Here is a 20,612-nt window from a genome sequence, read left to right as displayed (position 1 = left end):
ACCGCCTAGTGTGTCTACGAAAAGACGCTCAATCAGGAGGTTGTATGAGAGAGCAAAAAGCGCAAAGTCGCGTCAAGGGCGCGTTTCTCACGGTTCTTGCGGCGGCTCTGGCGATATCGCTTGGAGCGCCCGCTATGGCGTTCGCAGAACCTACGGCGGCCGATAAGCAGGCGGAGGCCGAGACGGCGCTCGCTTCGCTGAACGCGATGCAGGATACCCTCAACAAGGCATCGGACGATTATTTCACGGCGCTCGACGAACTCGAAGCAGCTCAGGCGAGCATGGAAGACGCTCAGGCCCGCATCGACGAGGCCAACGAGCAGATAACCGAGCTGCAAGGCAAGCTCGGCGACCGCGCGAACAGCATGTACCGCAGCGGCAACCTTTCGTTCATCGATCTGCTGCTCGGATCGGCGACGTTCGAGGAGTTCGCCACCAACTGGGAGCTCCTGAACAGGATGAACCAAAACGATGCGGATATGGTGCAGCAAACCAAGGATCTGCGCTTCCAGGTCGAGGACGAGAAGGCCGAATACGCCCGCCAGGAGGCCATCGCCTCCGAGAAGACCGACGAGGCGAAGCGCATTAAAGAAGAGGCCGAAACAACCGTTGCAACCATGCAGGAGACCTACGATTCCCTGAGCGCCGAAGCGGCCGAACTGCTCGAGCAGGAACGTGCTGCGCAGGAAGCCGCCGACGCGGCTGCGGCGCAGGCCGCGATCGAACAGGCCGCAGCCGAGTCGAACCAGAACAACAACGGCGGGAACACCGGCGGCGGTACCGGCGGAAGCACCGGCGGCGTCGAGCCCCCCTACAACGCGGTGACCGGCAACGCGGTCGTCGACCGGGCCTACAGCTACGTGGGCAACGCGGAGTACGTGTGGGGCGCGTGCGCACCCGGGCAGTTCGACTGCTCCGGCTTCGTGAGCTACTGCCTGACCGGCAGCTATTCGCGCCTCGGTACCACCTACACCTTCCTCGGCTGGCCGCAAGTATCCGATCCCCAGCCGGGCGATGTGGCGGTGAACTCCGGCCATACCGGCATCTACATCGGCGGCGGCCAGATGATCCATGCGGCCGGCACCGGCCAGGGCGTCGTCATCGGCTCCGTGCAGCCCGGCATGATCTTCGTCCGCTACTAGAGCACGTCGCTCCCGCGTCCCGGTGAACGGGGCAGGCGATACGGCACACCGAAAGCCCGCATACGCGGGCTTTCTCTTTGGAGCCTCGGCCTCGGTGCGCAGGATGCCCGAGCCGAGCGGGACGGTTGCCTACGGGCGTGCGGACGTGCCCCGTCGGCATGAAGCTGCTGTGGGCTTACTGTAGGCATTCACGCGACGGTCGGATGGAATCGCCGCTGCTTTGGTACACTACCGAAAGCATATCTCTCAACGAGAGTTTCCGATCGGGAGGTCGTATGGGGAATCAAGGGGAGCATCGTCTCAAGGGTCCGTTCAGGCTTGCAATCGCCGCAGCGCTTGCGGTGTCGCTCGGAATGCCCGCGCTCGCATTCGCCGAGCCGACGGCGGCCGATAAGCAAGCCGAAGCGCAGACGGCGCTCGTTACGCTCAATTCGCTGCAGGATAACCTCAACCAAGCATCCAACGATTACGTGGAGGCTCTCGCCGACGTTGACGCAGCCCAGGCGGGCATGGAGGATGCGCAGACGCGCATCGACGAACTCAACGCCGAAATAGCCGATCTGCAGGGCAGGCTCGGCGACCGTGCGAACAGCATGTACCGCAACGGCGGCCTGACGTTCCTCGATCTGCTCTTCGGAGCCGCCAGCTTCGAAGAGTTCGCTACGAGCTGGGATCTTCTGGAGAAGCTCAACCAAAACGATGCCGATATGGTGCAACAAGCCAAGGAGCTGAACGATCGGATCGAGGCCGAGAAGGCCGAATACGCCCGCCAGGAAGCTCTCGCGACCGAGAAGGCCGAAGAGGCCCGCGCGCACAAGGAAGAGGCCGAGGTTGCGGCAACGGCCATGCAGGAAACCTACGATTCCCTCAGCGCCGAAGCGGCTGCGCTGCTCGCCGAAGAGCAGGCCGCGCAGGAGGTCGCGCGTGCCGNGCGCTGCTCGCCGAAGAGCAGGCCGCGCAGGAGGTCGCGCGTGCCGCGGCTGCACAGGAGGCCATCGAGCAGAACGCGCAGAACCAGACGCAGGGAGGCGGCAGCGGCGGCTCGTCGAACCCCGGCAATCCGGGCGTCGAGCCCCCTTACAACGCGGTGACCGGCAACGCGGTCGTCGACCGCGCCTACAGCTACGTGGGCAACGGCCAGTACGTTTCGGGCGCGTGCGCACCCGGGCAGTTCGACTGCTCCGGCTTCGTGAGCTACTGCCTGACCGGCAGCTATTCGCGCCTCGGCTCCACCTACACCTTCCTCGGCTGGCCGGAGGTGTACGAGCCGCAGCCGGGCGATATCGCGGTGAACGAGGCGCATTGCGGCATCTACATCGGCGGCGGCCAGATGATCCATGCGGCATCGCCCGGTCAGGGCGTCGTGATCGGCGGCGTTCAGCCCGGAATGATCTACGTTCGCTACTAGGCTGGCTCGAAGCGCCATGGAAGCGGCGGATCCAGGGTTCATCACAACGCTCGGCATCGAGTATGCCGAGCTTTCTTCTGCCCGGGCGGTTGCCACTATGCCCATCGACCCGCGTGTTCTCCAGCCCTACGGGTTCCTGCACGGGGGAGCGACCATCGCCCTGCTCGAAACAGCCGCGAGCGCTGCGGCGGGGAAGCTCGCCGACCTCGATCGCGAACGGCCTTTCGGCATCGACGTGCACGTGCGCCATCGGAAAAGCGGAAAAAGCGGTACGGCGACAGGAGTTGCCGAACTCGATCGCGTCGAGGGGTCGAAGCAGTTCTGGAAGGTGGCCGCCTATGACGACGAGGGCGATATCCTCTCGGAAGGCGTTGTGGTGACCAAGATCGTCTCGCTCGAACGCCTCGCCGAAAAGGATCGCGAGCGCGCGGCTGCCAAGGCCTCAGGGCGGGCGTAGGCGGCATTTGCGCAAGCGTGTGCGTGTATTTGCCCCGGAGGACTGGCCCGTCTCCTGAAACGACGAACCCCGCTTGGCGCCGAACGTGCGCACGCAAGCGGGGTCCTCTGCCCTCAACGTCGTTTTCGAGCGCTAGGAAATGCGCTTTCGTATGCGGTGGGCGATACCGAGCAAGGCGATCGCACCGGCGCCGACGACCGTGATGCCGAAAGCGGGCGTGCGGTCGCCGACGGCGGCGATGCTTCCCGTGCTGCCGCGCGACCCGTTCGGTTCGAAGGCGGGTTCGGTGGCCGGGTCACCCTGGTTTCCGGGTGACATCGGCTTACCGGGCCGTATCGGATCGCTCGAAACCGCATCTTCCCGATAGACGATAGCATAGCGGGAGAAGCGGTCGCTTGTGATGGTGACCGAAGAGGGGTCGGCCCCGTTCTCGTCCGCGAGCACGGTTGCCTCCCAGCCGCCGTCGTCTTCCTGGTGGACGCGCACGACGGCGTAGGTTCGCGCAACCCCCTCGGGGGCAGCGAGTTCAGGGGGGATGGGAAACGTCATGGTGATGCCCTTTTCGAGGTTGTGCAGCGGTTCGCTGGACAGGGGCTCGGCGTCGCTCTTCTTCCCGTACACCAGCTTCGTGACGCTCACATCGAAGTGCTTGCCGAGGGCCCAGCCGCTGCCCAGCGCAGCGGATAGGGCGGCGTCTTCGCCCGCTTGGGGCTCTGACGTGTTTTCGTCGACGACGGCCTGTATCTTGAGGAGTTCGACGCTGCCGTCGCGAAGCGCTTGGATTTCGTCTCGGTCGAGCTGGTACGCGAAGCGGTGCAGGCAGTCTTCAGGTATTTCGACGGTTCCATCGACTGCTGCCTCAACGACGATCTCCACTTCGATTTCCGGTAGCCGGAGCAGGGCTTCGTGCAGCTTGTCGAGTACGTTGGGATCGAGGGGCGTATCGGGGTTGGCCTCGATGTACGCTTCGTAATCGAGCTTGGCGTCGAGTATGGCGTTCCTATCGTCTTTTCCGGTGACGGGGTTGCCGGACGAGTCGGGAAGCTTTGCGATCTCGTCGTGCAGGTCTTCTTTCTCGAGAGCTGCGAATACGGCGGATACCTCGCAGGTACTGCCCGACGGCGTGAACGTATAGGTGACCGTGCGGCCGTCCGTCACGCCGGAATCCGCGATCGGCTCGCCGTCGATCAGCACGCTTTCAACCCGGAAACCGTATTCGGGCGTGAATGTATAGGTGACGGGCTCCCCTTTGCCGAGGGATGCTTCCCCCGGATCGATTCTACCGTGATCGGCTTGCTTCACCGTGACGGCGGTGCCCGTTGCGATGGTCCAGCGCGTGCGTCCCGGCTGCGTCTCTCTGTCGGGGGCGAGGTATCGTGTCTTGCCTGCTTCGCTGTCGAGCGAAGCGGTGCCGTCGCTCGACCCGTCGAAATCGAGCAGCACCATGCCGTCTGCTACGGTGCCCGTGGGCCGTATCGTCAGATTTCCCTCGAGGGTGCCTGCGCCGTGCTCGTCGCTTGAGAGGGCGGCGCTAGCGGGCATGGTGATCGTCGCGTGCTCCCCGTCGGCCGACGATGCCTCCCTCAAGCTGCCGTAGATGGTTGTCGGGTGCTCGTTGTAGGTGAGCAGGTTTCCGCCCTCTTCCAGCTCGATGTCATAAACGCCCATGAGGTGGTACGGAGCGCCGCTGTCGTTGGCTGAAGTTGTGTTCGGAACAAGCGTGGCGTCCGTGTGGATGAGAACGTTCGTTTCGCCGATATGGTTGGGGGAGTAGATGCCGCTCATCGTGGCCGTAGTCGGCGTGCCCTCGTCGTCGCCTATTTCGATGATCAGCACGCCGCTGTCGTGCTCTGCGTAGACGAAGTCGCTGAGCGTGGAAGTGCCGAGGAAGTTGACTATCTGGTCGCCTCCGATATTCGAAGCGGATGATGCGGAGTAGCCTGAGGCAAGCGTCGTATTTTCGAAAACTATCTTCGCATCGCCCGTGATGTCCGATCCGGCTTTTGGCATGGTGCCGTCTTGCGACGGGAAGGAAAAGCCGTTGAACCTGCTTTCCACGTTGCCGTCGATGGCGCCGTTGCCGTTCGAGCCGCTCAGGTACGCACCGCCGTAATAGAACTTGATGTCGCCTCCGGCGAACGATGTTGCTACGTTGCCTCCAACCTCCACGGTGCTTGCTCCCGACATGGCGCCGTCGATGTATCCGCCCGCTGAGAAGACGTACGCGCTGAAATCGCTTCCGGCCTCGAATGCGACGGCTCTGCCGACGGTGTCGGTTCCCGTGCGGGCGTCCCCCGTCGAGTTCGAGGCGATGCGTCCCGCCGCGGCGATCCATTTCCCGGTGAGGTTTGCGTTGTCGCCCATGGCCGTGCGAACCGATTGCACGGCAGAGGTGCAGTCGGTAGCGTTGTAGAAGATGTATCCGCCGCCGATGAACTGGCCTGCCGTCATAGTGTAATTCGCGTCGAACGCCGTATCGACCGATCCGCGAACGCTCGTCGTGCAGTTGTTCGCTTTGTTGTAAGCCAACCCGCCGCCCACGAACGATTTCGTGGAAACGTTGCTACCGAAGGTGGTCGCAACGCTTCCTTCGACAACGGCTTCGCAGTCGTTCGCCGCATTCGCCATGCCGCCGCCAACCGTGAAGTTGCCGTTGAGCGTGCAGCCGTCTTCGATGGTGGCCTCGACATTGTCCCGCACGTTCGCCGTACTGTTGAGTGCCTCTTTGTAGGCGTACCCGCCGCCCACAAAGAGGCCGCCTACCGTAGTGCCGCTTCCGAGGCTGATCGATGTTGCACCTACATCGGCGGATGCGTTGCGAGCTCCTTGCGGGCGACCGTCGTATTCGCTGCCCCAGACGATGCCCCCGCCTACGATGCCCTGCGAGACGAGGGTGTCGGAATCGACGGTGATGCGGGCGCCGTCGATTACATCGGCCGAGCACTTATTGCCTTTTGCGATGCCGCCGCCGACGATGTTCATGCCCGTCGAACTGCCCGACACGAGGTTCGCGCTCGCATGAACGACCACTTCGGTCGAGCCCGCTTTGGCAGATGTGGCGCAGTCGTCCGCATTGCTCTCGGCAAGACCGCCGCCTGCGATGAGGTTTGCGTTTTCGTATCCCGACCGCTGCCCTTCGAAGCCGAACACCTCGACGCGTGCCGTGCCGAGAACGTCAGCAGTGCCCCCGTTGCCGGCATAGCCGCCCCCGATGATGCCTGCTGCCGATTCCNAACGTCAGCGGTGCCCCCGTTGCCGGCATCGCCGCCCCCGTTGATGCCTGCTGCCGCTCCCCCCCCGCAGCGGGCCGTTTTTATCTCGGTTGATCCTCCGCTGGCCTGTGCGTTGCGGTAAAGTGCGCACCCCCCGCCGTAGAAGCGAGAGAATGCTTTCGCATTCGGTTGGCCCAGGGCCGCCGTGTCGTCCTCGAGCGCCGTGATGCGCGCGCAGCCGAGTACATCGGCGGTGGCGCGATTCGAGTCGAGCTTCGTCCCTGTCGCGAGGCCTCCTCCCCAAACCTTCAACTTGTTGAACGAGGATGAAGAGGAGAAGGCCTGCGCCTTTGCCCCGAAGACGATGGCGGAGTCGCCGGCAACGTTGGCCGCAGCTGTCGTGTTGGAAAGCCTGTCGAGCGCGATGGAGGCTGCGCCTGCGCTGCCTCCCCCGTACGCCTCATCGTTAGTACCGTCGATCGCAATTGACGTTGAGCCGTTCAGGTCGGCTGTTGCCGTAAGCGGCGCGTCTCCGCTGTCGGGAAAGCATGCCTCGCCGCCCCCGTATACCGCTTTGACGCTTCCCGTCTCGGTGACGGAGATGCTCGAAGAGCCGCTCATGACGGCTGAGGCGCTCGGTAGGCCGTCGGCCGACGCGTATGCGCGACATCCGCCGAATGCGGCATCCGCCGTGCCCCCCACGACGATCGTCGAGCTGCCGGCGAGATCGGCGTTCAGGCTGCCGCCGTAGATGCGCGAAACGTGAGCGCCTTCGCAAACGGCAATGCGCGTATCGGCCGAGAGGGGCGTGCCGTTCGCGCCCCCGTAGATGTAGGCGTTCATCTTCAGGGGCGCTTCGATGGTGGTTGCGATACCGCAGGTGTAGAGGTGGATGCTGTAGAAGCCGTTGCCCGCGTTGCCGACGGTAACCGTGTCTGTCGCATCGGATGTGATCGTGAAGGACGTTATGCCGCGGTCGGTCGGCAGTTCGAAGGCAATGGCGCGCGAAAGGTACTCGCGGTAGTCTTGGTACAGATCGCTTGTCACCTTGAAGACGACGTCGCCCGCATCTGCCGAGGGAATGGCCTCGATCGCCTCGGCGAAGCCTGCGTATGGCTGGCCGTCCCCGATAAGGAGCACGGTATCCGCCGAATCCTCCGATGTCGCACTCGACGTATCCTGGGGCTCGCCTGCCGCATTGGGGAAAGCAAGGCCGCTGCGCCCGTCATCGTCTGCGGCGGACGGGTTGTCTCGGAGCTCGGACCCTGGTCCGTCGAACGCCGTCGGCTCATCGGGCTCGGGTTCGATCGGTTCTTCGGGGTTCGATTCGGTTTGAGGCGATGGCTCCTCTAGCGACGTGGGGTTCGGGGGGGGGGTGGAGATTTCGCTGCCGTTTGCAGGGGTGCCGAAGGCGGGGGCGGTGCACAGAGAGGCGCCGAGGACGGTCGCCAGGCATGCTGTCAGGAGATTTCGTCTCATCGCTTTTCCTTAATATATAATCAACTCGGTCATATAATAATAAGGTAAACGGGGGGTTTAGTCTACGGTATTCAAGAAAGTTGCTGGTTGAACGCGATTTTCTCGGCTAAAGCCGTCAAGGGAGGAATCGTTTCGCGAACGCTTCCAATACGGTGACGGCGGTGCGCCGCTTGTGGTCGGGGCCGTGCAGCGCAATAAGTTTTAGGTATCTGGGCTTTTCTTTTTCAATGGTTGTGATAATATAACTGCCGCTGCAACAACAGCATCGGGATGTGGCTCAGTTTGGTAGAGCGCTGCGTTCGGGACGCAGAGGCCGCAGGTTCAAATCCTGTCATCCCGACCATGTAGACTCGGGATGTATTCTTTTTTATTAAGATGCATCCCTTATCTATGTGTATTGTGGTAATCTGACGTGGTTAGATTGCGCGGGTCGTGCGTCCCGCATCAACGAGTGGAGGACTGTATGAAAATTCTCGGAATGGGCGTTCCCGAGCTGTTGATCATCCTTGTTGTGATCCTGCTTATCTTCGGGCCCAAGAATCTCCCCAAGCTGGGCAGTGCACTCGGCAAGACCGTGAAAAACCTCCGCGAAGGCATCGGCGGCGGCGATAAGGACGTCGAAGAGGTCGAAGAAGAGGAAGAAGAAGTCGAAGAGGTTGAAGAAGAGCAGCCTGTCAAGAAGACGGTGAAGAAGACCACTACGACGACGAAAAAGCCGGCTGCAAAGAAGAAGGCCGAGTAGCACCACACATTGAGTATGTTGCGCGGCATGTGCGCTCTATGTGCACGTGCCGCGTTGTCATATACCGAGCCCTAGGTTCGCCGCTTAAGCGAGGACTCGGTTTCCGAGCGGGCCGATACACGTAAGCGCACGCAGGACATGCGTGCATGTTTTTTGTAACAGACAGGTGATGGTATGGCAGACAAGGATTTTATCCTCACGCAGGAAGGAAAAGAGAAGCTCGAGGCCGAGCTTCATTTCCTCGAGACGGAGAAGCGCGCCGAGATCGGCGAGCGCATCAAGGTTGCCCGCGAGTTCGGCGATATCTCCGAGAATTCCGAATACGACGACGCCAAAAACGAACAGGGTATGATGGAGGCTCGCATCGCCGAGATCAGCCGCATCCTGAGCGAGGCTACGGTCGTTACCGTTCCGAAGCGTTCGAGCAAGGTCAACATCGGCTCGAGCGTGACGGTCGACATGGACGGCCGCGAGCGCGTGTTCACGATCGTGGGCGGCGCTGAGAGCGATGCCGCTGCGGGCAAGATTTCCAACGAATCGCCCGTCGGCTCGGCGCTTCTGGGCCACAAGAAGGGCGATGTGGTGGAAACGCAGGGCCCCACCGGCAAGAAGATCGTGATGACGATCGTCAAGATAGACCACTAAGAACGCGGCCCCGACAGAAGAGGGCCGTCATACTTCGGATTCGCAGGAGCGGAGCCGAACCTTTCGGGCCCTGGGAATCGAGGGCCCGTTTGCGTTTTCGAACGATACGAGAAGGAAGCACATGAGCGAGACGACGAGTACTGCCCAAGAAGGAATCGACCAGATCGAGGACGACCCGATCGAGGTTCGCCGCGCGAAGCGGGAGGCGCTGATCGCGGCTGGCAAGAACCCCTACGGCCACGCGTTTGCCTACAGCCACCACATCGACGAGCTCGATGCGAAGTACGCCGAGCTGCCCGACGGCGAGTCCACCGAAGACGAGGTGCAGATCGCGGGCCGCATCATGGCTAAGCGCGATCAGGGAAAGATCATGTTTCTCGAACTGCGCGACGCAACGGCCGACATCCAGCTGTTCTGCCGCATCAACACGCTCGGCGAAGAAGCGTACGCCGAACTCAAGGATCTCGACGTGGGCGATTGGATCGGCGCATGCGGAACGATGATCCGCACGAGGCGCGGGCAGCTTTCGGTTGCCGTCGAGTCGTTCGAGCTTCTGTCGAAGTCGCTTCGGCCCCTGCCCGAGAAGTTCCACGGGCTGGCCGACAAGGAGACCCGGTACCGCCAGCGCTATGTCGATTTGGTCATGAACCCCGAGGTGCGCTCGACGTTCGAAGCGCGCTTCAAAATCATTTCGGCCATCCGCTCCTACATGGAGTCGCAGGGCTTCTACGAGGTCGAGACGCCGATCCTCCACCCGATCCTCGGCGGGGCGAACGCGAAGCCCTTCATCACGCACCACAATGCGCTCGACAAGGACTTCTACCTGCGCATCGCCACCGAGCTGCATCTGAAGCGCCTGCTCGTGGGCGGCTTCGAGAAGGTGTTCGAGATCGGACGCCAGTTCCGCAACGAGGGGATGGATCCTTTCCACAACCCCGAATTCACGACTATGGAAGCCTATCAGGCGTATTCCGACCTCGAAGGCATGATGGAACTCACGCAGGGCTACATCCAGGCGGCCGCCATGGCCGCATGCGGCACGTTGCAGATCACGTTCCAGGGCAATGAAATCGATCTGTCGGGCGAGTGGCCGCGCAAGTCGATGATCCAGCTCATCGAAGAGGAGTCGGGCGAGAAGGTCGACTTCGGCATGTCGCGCGACGAGCTTGTGCGCATCGCCGAGAAGTACGGTGTGAAGGCCGAGGAGGCATGGGGCAAGGGCAGGCTCATCGCCGAGATATTCGAGGCGACGGCCGAGGACAAGCTCATCCAGCCCACATTCGTGATCGACCATCCTCTCGAGGTGTCGCCGCTCGCCAAGAAGAAGCCCGACAACGAGAACCTCACCGAACGCTTCGAGCTCTTCATCTGCGGTCACGAGTACGCAAACGCTTTCAACGAGCTGAACGACCCCGTCGATCAGGCGGAACGGTTTCAGGCGCAGGTTGCCGCCAAGGAGACCGGCGACGATGAGGCGATGGGCTACGACGACGACTACGTGCGTGCGCTGGAATACGGCATGCCGCCCGCGGGCGGAGTCGGCATCGGCATCGACCGTTTGGTCATGCTGCTGACCGACTCGGCATCGATCCGCGACGTGCTGCTGTTCCCGCACATGCGCGACGAGGCGAAGTAGCGCGGCCGTTTTCGGGACGCGCACGGCGGGTTTTTGGTGAAGTTGTGAGAGAGCGTTACGGCCAGGTGTCGTTTTAGCACTCACTTGACTTGAGTGCTAATATTATGCGGAAAGCTAAAGTTAGCGAGAATAGAGGCATGTATGAGCTTTGAGAAATTCACCGACAAGGCCCGCAAGGTCCTCGTCCTGGCTCAGGATGAGGCCCGTGCCTTGCACCAGCCCTACGTGGGCACCGAGCACTTGCTGCTCGGTTTGATACAGGAGGAGGACGGCCTTGCCGCCCAGGCGCTCGATCGTTTGGGCGTCGAGTACAACGCCGTCGTCCAAGCTATCCGCCAGGTCGTTGCGATCGACGAGGACACCGACGTATCGGGTCATCTGAGCTTCACGCCCCGCGTCAAGCGCGTACTCGAGAATTCGCTGCGCGAGGCCATGCAGATGGGCCAGAGCTACATCTCCACCGAGCACCTGCTGCTCGGCATCGTGCGCGAGGGCGACGGCACCGCGCTCGAAGTGCTCGGCCGTCTGGGCGTCACGGGCGACAACGTGCGCTCGGCGCTGAACGACCTCGTGGGCCAGAGCCCGGTCTATGCGGGCCGCGGCGCATTCGAGGCGCAGGCGACCTCGTCCGACAGCATGCTCAAGGAGTTCGGCACCGATCTCACCAAGAAGGCGACCGAGGGCAAGCTCGATCCGGTCATAGGACGCGCGGGCGAAATCGAGCGCGTCATGCAGGTGCTTTCGCGCCGCCAGAAGAACAACCCGCTCCTGATCGGCGAACCGGGCGTGGGCAAGACTGCCGTGGCAGAGGGCCTGGCGCAGCTCATCGTTTCCAACCAGGTTCCCGACATCCTGCGCAACAAGCGTTTGGTCACGCTCGACATCTCCGCGCTCGTCGCAGGCAGCAAGTACCGCGGCGAGTTCGAAGAGCGCCTGAAGAAGTGCATCAAAGAAGTCCAGGACGAGGGCGACGTCATCCTGTTCATCGACGAGATCCACACGCTCATCGGCGCGGGTTCGGCCGAGGGGTCCATCGACGCGGCTGCCATCCTCAAGCCGCCGCTGTCGCGCGGCGAAATCCAGGTTATCGGCGCAACGACGATCGACGAGTACCGCAAGCATCTCGAAAAGGATTCTGCGCTCGAACGCCGCTTCCAGCCGATCACCGTCGGCGAACCCAACGAGGAGCAGGCGCTGCGCATCATGGAGGGCCTGCGCGACCGTTACGAGGCGCATCATCAGGTGCACTTCACCGACGAGGCGCTGCAGGCGGCCGTGGCGCTGTCCGACCGCTACATCCAGGACCGCTTCCTTCCCGATAAGGCCATCGACGTGCTCGACGAGGCGGGCGCCCGCATGCGCATCCGCAACATGACGCTTCCGAAGGAGCTGCGCGAGCTCGACGACGAACTCCGCCGCCTGCGCGCCGAGAAGGACGAGGCCATCGCCTCGCAGGATTTCGAGCGCGCGGCAAGCTTGCGCGACGAGGAGTCGCAGCTGCGCAGCAAGCGCGTCGAAGCGGAGAAGAAGTGGGAAGAGGACGCCCAGAAGTCGATCAACCAGGTGACGGTCGAGGATATCGCCGACGTCATCTCCATGACCACGGGCGTGCCGGTATCGAACCTCACCGAAGCCGAGACCGAGAAGCTCCTGCGCATGGAAAGCGTGCTGCACGAGCGCATCATCGGCCAGGAAGAGGCCGTTACCGCCCTCTCCAAGGCGATCCGCCGTAGCCGTTCGGGCCTGAAGGATCCGAAGCGCCCTGCCGGCTCGTTCATCTTCCTCGGGCCTTCGGGCGTGGGCAAGACCGAGCTTTCAAAGGCGCTCGCCGAGTTCCTGTTCAACTCCGAGGACGCGCTTTTGTCGTTCGATATGAGCGAGTACATGGAGAAGCATTCGGTTTCGAGGCTCGTGGGGTCGCCTCCGGGCTACGTCGGGTTCGACGAAGGCGGCCAGCTTACCAAAGCGGTGCGCCAGCGCCCGTATTCGGTCGTGCTGTTCGACGAGATCGAGAAGGCGCATCCGGATGTATTCAACATCCTGTTGCAGATCCTCGAAGAGGGGCGCCTGACCGACGCCCAGGGCCGTACGGTCGATTTCCGCAATACGATCATCATCATGACCTCCAACGTCGGTGCGCGCGAAATCGCGCAGTCCACGCCGCTCGGTTTCCAGAGCGATGCGAACACGGGGCTGTCCGACAAGGAGATCAAGAGTCGCGTGATGAGCGAGATGAAGAAGCTCTTCAGGCCCGAGTTCTTGAACCGCATCGATGAGATCATCGTGTTCAAATCGCTGACCGAAGCCGAGATCGCCGAGATCGTGAACCTCATGGTCGCCGAGCTTCGCGAGCGCTTGATTTCGCAGAACATGACCATCAACCTGACCGAGGCCGCAAGCAAGCACGTAGCCAAAGAAGGCACCGATGCGACGTTCGGCGCGCGCCCGTTGCGCCGTGCGATTCAGCGCCTGCTCGAAGATCCGATCTCCGAGCAGATACTCGAGGGCCGGTGGACGAGCGGTTCGGTCATCGACGTCGACTTCAAAGACGGAGAACTGACGTTTGCGGCGGGAAGCGGCTCTATACCTGCACCGCGCAAACGTGATAGCATAGCCAAGGACACCGAATTGCTCCTGACGAACTTCGATCTGGGCAACGCGGGCGTCTCGAGCGGCGGCTCGATGTCGGGCGGCGCCGCAGACTAACGCAGGTTTTGGCAAGGCAACGAACATGCGGAAGCCGTCGCAGCAACGCGACGGCTTCCTCGCATCGCCGATGAAGAAGGGTATGAAACCACATGGCGAAGACCATCGACCCCGTGTTCTCACCTCAGGTGCTGAAAAGGCCCGAGCTTCTGCTCGACGACCTTGATTTCGACGCGCTTTCGCAGAGTATGAGGGGCCTTGAGGGCAAGGTCGACGAGAACCCGAAAACGGCAGCCATCATCCTTGCCGGCGGCACGGGGGAGCGCTTTGGGAAAGAGGGGGGCAAACAGCTCGTCGAGATAGCGGGCAAGCCCATCCTCACCTGGTCGGCCGAGGCGTTCGATGCGGTGGGAGATATAGGCCTCATCGTCATCGTCTGCCCCGACGATCGCAAAGACGAGTACCTCAAACGCGCGGTCGATCCGTTCCCCTTCGTCACGCCCGTCGTGGTTGCGCCGTCGGGCCCGAGCCGTCAGGAATCGGCTTTTTCGGGCCTCGAATGCGTGCCCGATGATTTCGAATACGTGGTGCTGCACGACGGCGCCCGCCCGCTCATCTCGCCCGATCTGATCCTGCACGCCATCAACGTGCTCAAGGGCAACATCGATTGCGACGGTGCCGTGGTGGCCCATCCCGCGGTGGACACCCTGAAGGTCGTCGAGAACGGCGTTATCGTGGGGACCCCCGATCGCCGCGTGTTCTGGAACGCGCAGACGCCCCAGGTATTCCGTGCCGGCATCTACCGCCGCGCGCACGCATCGGCGCTTTCCGACGGGTTCATGGGCACCGACGATTCGTCGCTCATCGAACGTCTCGGCGGGCGCGTGCTCGTCGTCGAGGGCAAGCGCGACAACATTAAGCTCACGGTTCCCGAAGACTACCTCATGCTCGCCGCGGCCGTTCGCGCCCTGTACATGAAGGATGCCGAGCAGTGATCGACGGCGACCGACACGATGCGGGCAAGCTGCAGGGTTTTGCTGCCGATGTATCGGGCCGGGCGGCATTGCCCGCCGATGCGCCCGGTGACGCAGCGGCGGCTCCGGCTGCGGGTATTCCCGCAGCCGCCACGACGGTTCCCGCCGTACTCGCCGGCCTGAAAACCGGCCTCGGCTTCGATGTGCATGCGTTCGCCGAGAACCGCAGGCTCATCTTGGGCGGCGTCGATATTCCCCACGAGCGGGGTTTGCTCGGGCATTCCGATGCCGACGTGCTCGCCCACGCCATCGCCGACGCGCTTTTGGGGGCCGTGCGCGGAGGCGATATCGGCAAGCTCTTCCCCGATACCGATCCGGCGTACAAAGACGCCGATTCCCTCAAGCTGCTCGCTGCCGTGGCCGCATTTGTGCGCGAGCGGGGCTATGAGATACTCGACGTCGATAGCGTGGTCGCTGCGCAGGCTCCCAAGCTTTCGCCGTATCGCGATGCGATGCGCGAAAACCTCAGCCGCGCGATGGGCGTTCCCGTCGAATCGGTGGGCGTGAAAGCTACGACGACCGAGCATCTTGGGTTCGAAGGCCGCGAGGAGGGCATCTCGGCGCGCGCCGTTTGTCTCGTCTGTCGATGTTGCTAGCACTGCGACCAATCTGCGCACGTGAGCATGTGCGCTTCGCATGCAATGCTACAATGCACATTCGACTGGAAGACGGATGATCTATGAACATATTCAAAACCATAGGCGAAGATATCTTGGCGGTGAAGGAGCGCGATCCTGCCGCTCAGAACTCGTTTGTAATCTGGCTGACTTATCCTGGCCTTCACGCTCGCTGGTCCCACGTGGTGGAGCACTGGCTGTGGACGCATGGCGCAAAAAGCCTTGCGCGCATCTCGTCGCAGTTCACGCGTTTCATGACCGGTGTCGAGATCCATCCCGCCGCCGTGATCGGGAGGAGGTTCTTCATCGACCACGCCATGGGCGTCATCATAGGCGAGACCACGGTGATCGGCGACGACGTGACGCTGTACCAGGGCGTGACGCTCGGCGGTACCGGCAACGAAACCGGCAAGCGCCATCCCACGCTCGGCAACAACGTGCTCGTGGGCGTGGGGGCGTCGGTGCTCGGCAACATCACCATCGGGGATAACTCGAAAGTGGGCGGGGGAGCGGTCGTCGTGCGCGACGTGCCGCCGAACTGCACGGTCGTCGGCATTCCGGGCAAGATCGTCATGCGCGACGGCAAGCGCGTTGAAACCGAAAAGAAGGATGCGGCGAAGCATCGCGAGTGCTTGCCCGATCCGGTGACGGAGGAGTGCGAGCGGCTATCCGAGCGCATTGACGAGCTAGAGCGCGAACTGCGTGAAGATCAGGATGAACATGCGCTCGATCGACTGGCCGCGCGCATCGACGAGTTGGAACGAAGGTTGGGAGAGAAAGCATGATCAAGGTATACAACACCCAAACCAAGAGCAAGGTGGGTTTCGAATCGGTCGAGCGCGGGAAAGTCGGCATGTACGTATGCGGCCCGACCGTCTACAACTACATCCATATCGGCAACGCCCGTACCTTCATCGCGTTNCCAGGTGCTCGGCCATGTCGCGCAAGTACCTCGGGCTTCCGTTCGACATCCACGGCGGCGGCGCCGATCTCGTGTTCCCGCACCACGAGAACGAGCGAGCTCAGAGCGAGGCCGCTTGCGGGTGCCGTTTCGCCAACTACTGGCTGCATTCGGGCATGCTGCAGATCAATTCCGAGAAGATGAGCAAGTCGCTCGGAAACTTCCTTCTTTTGCGCGAGGTGCTCAAAACCACGAAACCCGCTGTGCTGCGTATGTTGATGCTGCAAACGCACTACCGCAGTCCGCTCGATTTCTCCGACGAGCGCATTGGCGAAGCCGAGGCGGCGCTGTCCCGCATCATGAACACGGTGAAGAACCTCGAGTGGGTTGTCGAGAACGCCGAGGACATTCCCTCGCCGCTCGACACCCGTACGATTATGACCCAGACAAGGGAGCTGCGCACAGCGTTCGTCCTCGCTATGGACGACGACTTCAACACGGCGGGCGCGCTCGGGGAGATATTCTCGTTCGTCGGCGAGCTCAACGCGCACCTCGGCGATAAGACGGTTTCGCTCACCGATGTGGCGGCGCTGCGCCAGGCGCACGACGCCATCGTCGAGCTCATGGGCGTGTTCGGCATCGAGCTTGTTGAAGATGAAGCGGGCAAGGATTATCCCGTCGAGGTCGTTGATCTCGCTCGCGAACTCGCCGCGTACGACGGCGCGAGCCCCGTCGAAGCGGTCGATGCGCTGCTTGCATGCCGCGCCGATGCGCGCAAGGAAAAGAACTGGGCGCTTGCCGACAAGGTGCGCGACGGGCTCGGCTCGCTCGGGTTCACGATCGAGGATACGCCGCAGGGTGCGCGCGTCTCGCTCGGCTAGACCTGTGCGGTAAGCGGGCGCTCGTGCCGTCTTCTCGGAAAAAGCCCGAGCTGCTTGCCCCTGCGGGGGGCATCGACCAGCTCGAATACGCCATCCATTTCGGGGCCGATGCGGTGTATCTCGCCTGTGATCGGTTCGGCCTGCGCCAGCGCGCTGCGAACTTCGCATTGGCTGCCGTGCCGGACGCGGTCGCGCTTGCGCATGCGGCGGGCGCAAAGGTGTACGTGACGCTCAATGCGGCGATGACGGCCGACGACATCGCAGCGCTGCCCGCCTACCTCGAGGCGCTTGCGGAGTCGGGCGTCGATGCGTTCATCGTGAGCGATCTCGGCGCCGTGCGCCTTGCGCAGCGATACGCGCCCGGGGTTGCCATCCATATCAGCACGCAGGCGTCGTGCATGAATGCGGAGGCGGCAACTCTGTGGCACGAACTCGGAGCGAAGCGCATCGTCTGCGCCCGCGAGATGAGCGTCGACGATATCGCAGCCATGCGCTCAGCCGTTCCGGACGAGCTCGAGATCGAGGCGTTCGTGCACGGCGCCATGTGCATGGCCGTATCGGGACGTTGCCTCATCAGCGATCACCTCAACAGCCGGTCGGCTAACAAAGGGCACTGCACCCAGCCATGCCGATGGGCGTATTCGCTTGTGGAGGAAACGCGGCCCGACGAGCGCTTCCCCATCGAGGAGGACGAAGGCGGAAGCTTCATCCTGAGCTCGAAAGACCTCAATATGCTCCATCATCTCGACGACCTTGCGGAAGCGGGTGTCGATTCGGTCAAGATCGAGGGGCGGGTGAAGAAGGCGTATTACGTGGCTACGGTGGTGAACGCGTATCGCCAAGTGCTCGACGGCGCCGATCCGGCTACGTTCGATCGCGACCTCGAAGCGGTGAGCCATCGCCCGTATTCGACGGGTTTTTTCTACGGACCCGCCGAGCAGGCGCCGTACGGTCCGGAGTACGCGCAGACCCACGCGTTGGCGGGCACCGTCGAATCGTGCACCGAGCGAGAGGACGGCTTGTTCGATGTGCGCATCGACCTGCGGAACCGTTTCTTCGAGGGAGACGAGCTCGAAGTGCTTTCGCCCGCGCGCCCCGTGCGCACGCTCGTCGCCGCCGATGTGCGGCATGTCGTGGCCGCTTTCGCGTCCGTTGCGCAAACGGGCTTTGAATCGTTTCGTTCGGACGCCTCGCCGGAAGCGGCTGCCGAGATCGCGGAGCCCGTTTCCGTAGCCGACCGCGCAACCGATCGCTACGTGATAGCGAGCCCGTTTCCCCTGCAGTCGAAGGATATACTGCGCGTGAGAAAGTAGCTGACGAGGATCGCGTGCGCGCTTCGGTACGCTGCCGCACCCTCGGGACGACCGCGTCGTTTGCGAGCTACCGCAGTATGGGCGCTTGCGGCGATCGCGAGCCATCGCTTCCCGGCGCACCCGTTACGGATCGGTTGCCTGCGAACCGATCCGATACCCACCCGCTACGCCATCGAGACCGACGGATCCCTTCCGATTGGTAGACTCTTCCTAAACATGAGAGACGGCATCAGGTATTGCCGCAAAGAAGGGAGAGCAGCGATGGGCGATTCAGCGAGCAGCGCAGTATACCATCAGCGAAGACAATCGGTGGCGCAGGCCACGGGAGGAACGTGGCGAGACGCTGGCTGCTACGGGATCAACAGGGCACGCACGACGCGAACGAGCATCGCCCTCGTGTGGGCGGCGTATGTCGTAACGATTGCATGCAACGCCGCATTCGAGGTATTCGCTCTCGGGGGCACCACGTCGGCCGAGGTGTCGGGCGAGGTGTTCGCTTGGTTCACGCCGGCGGGCTACGTGTTCTCCATATGGTCGGTCATCTATCTCGCCCTCGCGGTTTGGCTCGTCGCCTATTCGGGCGATGCTTCGCACGACGAGCCTCTGGGTTCGTTGCAGATCGGGAAGACCGCCTCTCTCTTCACCGTATCGTGCGCGCTCAACATCGCATGGCTTGCGCTGTGGCACTTCGAGGCGTTCGTGCCCTCGATCATCGTGATCGCCGCTTTGCTTGCGGTTGTCGGGATGCTGTACGTTCGGGTCAACACCCAGTCGAGCCGACTGGTGGACAGGGTTCCCATCTCGCTGTACTTCGCATGGCTCGGCGTTGCTACGGTCGCCGATATCGCGCACGTGATCACGCGCTTTACGGGAGCCGAGCAGTCGATCTTGCAGCCTGCGAGCACGCTGGTGCTTGCGATCGCGTTCTTCGCGCTCGCCGTGTACATGAAGCGCACGTACGACGATTACGCGTTCGGCGCAGTGATCGTGTGGGCGGTCGTGGGTATCGGCGTGCATTTGATGAACGCGAACATCGCCATCGCCGTGCTCACCATCATGCTCGCTGGGTTCGGCGCGCTTGCGGTCTACTTTCCGTGGGAGAAGTATCGGCTGCAGCCGCGCAAGTAGGGCGCGCGCAGCGGCATGGGTCGATTCCGCAATCGATACCGCCGGCTGCGAACGGCGCCCGCCGGGCAACTGCGGACGACCCCTCGGGTAGATGCGCGAGAAACGGCGGGTTTTGGCGGAAAACGACAGGTTTTCGTTGCCATGAAGCTCCCGATGCGGAAGCACTCGCAGGGTTGATGCGGGGGTTCCGATTCGTCCCAGTTCAGCGAAACGACCTGGAAAGCAATTGCTGGGCGGCGCCGGATGGTGACGAAAAGCTTCCGTTTTCTGCCACGATTCGAGCGCGACCGATACCGGAAGCGGACCGGAGCCCCGTTCTGCCCGCAGGTGGCATCGCGAGGCCGCTCGATGGGATCGCCATGCAGGGCCTCAATGCGAGATCGCGGGTATGGGTCGATAGCAAGGCTCGTCAGATTGTTTCGATTGAATCGAGCATCCTCGCTCGGCGGCCGATCCGTCTTGCTATAATGCTCGCATGAAGATAGCAGACACATTCACGCAGGGCACTCAGCCCATATCGTTCGAGATATTCCCGCCGAAAGGGGATCTCTCCCTCGAAGCCGCCCATACGATGGCACGCGAGCTCGCAGCGCTCGAGCCCGATTTCATCAGCGTTACGTATTCGGCTGGGGGAAGCGGAAACTCGAGTGCGACGGCCGACGTTGCCCATATGATCCAGGCGGAGTTCGGTGTTCCCGTTATGGCCCATCTCACGTGCATCGGTTTGACCGAAGCGATGTTGGCCGAGCGTATCGCCGATATGAAAGCGAAAGGGATCGAGAACGTTCTCGCCCTGCGCGGCGATCGTGTCGCGGGAAGCGAGGCGAAGGATTTCCTCTACGCCAAAGACATCATCGGCAGCTTGTCGGACGAAGGTTTCTGCGTGGGCGCGGCCGCGTATCCCGAAGGCCATATCGAGTGCGAGCAGCTTGAGTTGAGCGTCGAGCACCTCAAGCAGAAGCAGGATGCAGGTGCGGCGTTTTTCGTATCGCAGCTCTTCTTCGACAACCGCTATTTCTACCGGTTTTTGGAAGCGTGCCTCGGTGCCGGTATCTGCGCGCCTATCACGGCGGGCATCATGCCGTTTCTCGGCAAGGCGCAGATTCAGCGTATGGTATTCATGTGCGGGGCTTCGCTTCCCTCGCCGATCATCAAGCTTCTCGCCAAGTACGAGGACGATCCGGAGAGCCTGCGCAAGGCGGGTATCGAGTACGCATGTGCCCAACTCACCGATTTGCAGGCGCACGGAGTCGACGGCTTGCACGTCTATACGATGAATCAGCCCGACATCGCATGCGCAACCGTCGGGGCGCTGCGGGGCATGAGAGGCGCGGCGTTTCGAAAGCCTTGCTGGCGGTAAGGGGATTGCCG

The 20,612-nt window shown here is 62.5% G+C and carries 16 protein-coding genes, 1 tRNA gene and 1 pseudogene; 17 read left to right on the top strand and 1 reads right to left on the bottom strand.

Annotated elements, in window-relative coordinates; genetic code table 11:
* Positions 1-44 precede the first annotated feature (44 nt).
* The 4 genes from C1722_RS08115 to C1722_RS08105 all read left to right on the top strand — a co-directional run bounded on the left by C1722_RS08115 (position 45) and on the right by C1722_RS08105 (position 3,007).
* On the top strand, positions 45-1,142 hold the full coding sequence (locus C1722_RS08115; RefSeq protein ID WP_102378779.1) for a coiled-coil domain-containing protein: 1,098 nt from the start codon (positions 45-47) through the stop codon (positions 1,140-1,142).
* Between the two features lie 158 nt (positions 1,143-1,300).
* The gene (locus C1722_RS17865) at positions 1,301-2,233 is read left to right on the top strand and encodes a coiled-coil domain-containing protein (protein WP_425319375.1); all 933 of its coding nucleotides are present in this window, start codon (positions 1,301-1,303) and stop codon (positions 2,231-2,233) included.
* On the top strand, positions 2,230-2,550 hold the full coding sequence (locus C1722_RS17390; protein ID WP_244902494.1) for a C40 family peptidase: 321 nt from the start codon (positions 2,230-2,232) through the stop codon (positions 2,548-2,550). Before C1722_RS17865 ends, C1722_RS17390 begins: the two co-directional genes overlap by 4 nt.
* A gap of 16 nt (positions 2,551-2,566) precedes the next feature.
* Entirely contained in the window at positions 2,567-3,007 is a 441-nt protein-coding gene (locus C1722_RS08105) for a PaaI family thioesterase (RefSeq protein WP_102378777.1), read from the top strand.
* A 132-nt stretch (positions 3,008-3,139) separates the two neighbouring features.
* Here C1722_RS08105 and C1722_RS08100 read toward each other — a convergent pair whose 3' ends face one another.
* Positions 3,140-6,157, bottom strand: a complete 3,018-nt coding sequence (locus tag C1722_RS08100; protein ID WP_146040625.1) for an autotransporter outer membrane beta-barrel domain-containing protein — start codon at positions 6,155-6,157, stop codon at positions 3,140-3,142.
* Positions 6,158-7,964: 1,807 nt separating this feature from the next.
* Here C1722_RS08100 and C1722_RS08090 point away from each other — a divergent pair.
* The 13 genes and pseudogenes from C1722_RS08090 (at position 7,965) to C1722_RS08030 (ending at position 20,601) form a co-directional block, all read left to right on the top strand.
* A tRNA-Pro gene (locus tag C1722_RS08090) sits at positions 7,965-8,041 on the top strand.
* A gap of 120 nt (positions 8,042-8,161) precedes the next feature.
* Positions 8,162-8,440, top strand: a complete 279-nt coding sequence (tatA, locus tag C1722_RS08085; protein ID WP_102378774.1) for a twin-arginine translocase TatA/TatE family subunit — start codon at positions 8,162-8,164, stop codon at positions 8,438-8,440.
* A 174-nt stretch (positions 8,441-8,614) separates the two neighbouring features.
* Positions 8,615-9,085 carry a transcription elongation factor GreA gene (gene greA, locus C1722_RS08080; RefSeq protein WP_102378773.1) on the top strand — a complete coding sequence of 157 codons (471 nt, stop codon included), beginning with the start codon at positions 8,615-8,617 and terminating at the stop codon, positions 9,083-9,085.
* Between the two features lie 121 nt (positions 9,086-9,206).
* Positions 9,207-10,721 carry a lysine--tRNA ligase gene (gene lysS / locus C1722_RS08075; RefSeq protein WP_102378772.1) on the top strand — a complete coding sequence of 505 codons (1,515 nt, stop codon included), beginning with the start codon at positions 9,207-9,209 and terminating at the stop codon, positions 10,719-10,721.
* A 141-nt stretch (positions 10,722-10,862) separates the two neighbouring features.
* Complete coding sequence (locus tag C1722_RS08070; RefSeq protein ID WP_102378771.1) at positions 10,863-13,427, top strand: ATP-dependent Clp protease ATP-binding subunit; 2,565 nt, start codon at positions 10,863-10,865, stop codon at positions 13,425-13,427.
* Positions 13,428-13,519: 92 nt separating this feature from the next.
* A complete protein-coding gene (gene ispD / locus C1722_RS08065; protein ID WP_102378770.1) occupies positions 13,520-14,362 on the top strand; it encodes a 2-C-methyl-D-erythritol 4-phosphate cytidylyltransferase in 843 nt (280 codons plus the stop codon).
* A gap of 116 nt (positions 14,363-14,478) precedes the next feature.
* A complete protein-coding gene (gene ispF / locus C1722_RS08060; protein ID WP_102379587.1) occupies positions 14,479-14,997 on the top strand; it encodes a 2-C-methyl-D-erythritol 2,4-cyclodiphosphate synthase in 519 nt (172 codons plus the stop codon).
* Between the two features lie 83 nt (positions 14,998-15,080).
* Positions 15,081-15,803, top strand: coding sequence for a serine O-acetyltransferase (gene cysE / locus C1722_RS08055; protein WP_102378769.1), 723 nt, complete (start codon positions 15,081-15,083; stop codon positions 15,801-15,803).
* Positions 15,800-15,892, top strand: a pseudogene (locus C1722_RS17680) (hypothetical protein); the annotation flags it as partial. The gene cysE and the pseudogene C1722_RS17680, both read left to right, overlap by 4 nt.
* A gap of 62 nt (positions 15,893-15,954) precedes the next feature.
* Positions 15,955-16,800, top strand: a complete 846-nt coding sequence (locus C1722_RS08050; protein WP_244902493.1) for a DALR domain-containing protein — start codon at positions 15,955-15,957, stop codon at positions 16,798-16,800.
* A gap of 23 nt (positions 16,801-16,823) precedes the next feature.
* On the top strand, positions 16,824-18,113 hold the full coding sequence (locus C1722_RS08045; RefSeq protein WP_180995231.1) for a U32 family peptidase: 1,290 nt from the start codon (positions 16,824-16,826) through the stop codon (positions 18,111-18,113).
* A 261-nt stretch (positions 18,114-18,374) separates the two neighbouring features.
* Positions 18,375-19,241, top strand: coding sequence for a TspO/MBR family protein (locus tag C1722_RS08040; RefSeq protein WP_102378768.1), 867 nt, complete (start codon positions 18,375-18,377; stop codon positions 19,239-19,241).
* A gap of 475 nt (positions 19,242-19,716) precedes the next feature.
* The gene (locus C1722_RS08030) at positions 19,717-20,601 is read left to right on the top strand and encodes a methylenetetrahydrofolate reductase (protein ID WP_102378766.1); all 885 of its coding nucleotides are present in this window, start codon (positions 19,717-19,719) and stop codon (positions 20,599-20,601) included.
* Positions 20,602-20,612 lie beyond the last annotated feature (11 nt).

It is taken from the genome of Raoultibacter timonensis (assembly GCF_900240215.1).
Classification (GTDB): domain Bacteria; phylum Actinomycetota; class Coriobacteriia; order Coriobacteriales; family Eggerthellaceae; genus Raoultibacter; species Raoultibacter timonensis.
This window is presented reverse-complemented; position numbering and strand designations above follow the sequence as displayed.

Excerpts from the sequence above, each read along its gene's own strand:
- C1722_RS08115 (WP_102378779.1), top strand. The coding sequence starts at position 45 with ATGAGAGAGCAAAAAGCGCAAAGTCGCGTCAAGGGCGCGTTTCTCACG.
- C1722_RS08105 (WP_102378777.1), top strand. The coding sequence starts at position 2,567 with ATGGAAGCGGCGGATCCAGGGTTCATCACAACGCTCGGCATCGAGTAT.
- tatA (WP_102378774.1), top strand. The coding sequence starts at position 8,162 with ATGAAAATTCTCGGAATGGGCGTTCCCGAGCTGTTGATCATCCTTGTT.
- greA (WP_102378773.1), top strand. The coding sequence starts at position 8,615 with ATGGCAGACAAGGATTTTATCCTCACGCAGGAAGGAAAAGAGAAGCTC.
- lysS (WP_102378772.1), top strand. The coding sequence starts at position 9,207 with ATGAGCGAGACGACGAGTACTGCCCAAGAAGGAATCGACCAGATCGAG.
- C1722_RS08070 (WP_102378771.1), top strand. The coding sequence starts at position 10,863 with ATGAGCTTTGAGAAATTCACCGACAAGGCCCGCAAGGTCCTCGTCCTG.
- ispD (WP_102378770.1), top strand. The coding sequence starts at position 13,520 with ATGGCGAAGACCATCGACCCCGTGTTCTCACCTCAGGTGCTGAAAAGG.
- cysE (WP_102378769.1), top strand. The coding sequence starts at position 15,081 with ATGAACATATTCAAAACCATAGGCGAAGATATCTTGGCGGTGAAGGAG.
- C1722_RS08050 (WP_244902493.1), top strand. The coding sequence starts at position 15,955 with ATGTCGCGCAAGTACCTCGGGCTTCCGTTCGACATCCACGGCGGCGGC.
- C1722_RS08040 (WP_102378768.1), top strand. The coding sequence starts at position 18,375 with ATGGGCGATTCAGCGAGCAGCGCAGTATACCATCAGCGAAGACAATCG.
- C1722_RS08030 (WP_102378766.1), top strand. The coding sequence starts at position 19,717 with ATGAAGATAGCAGACACATTCACGCAGGGCACTCAGCCCATATCGTTC.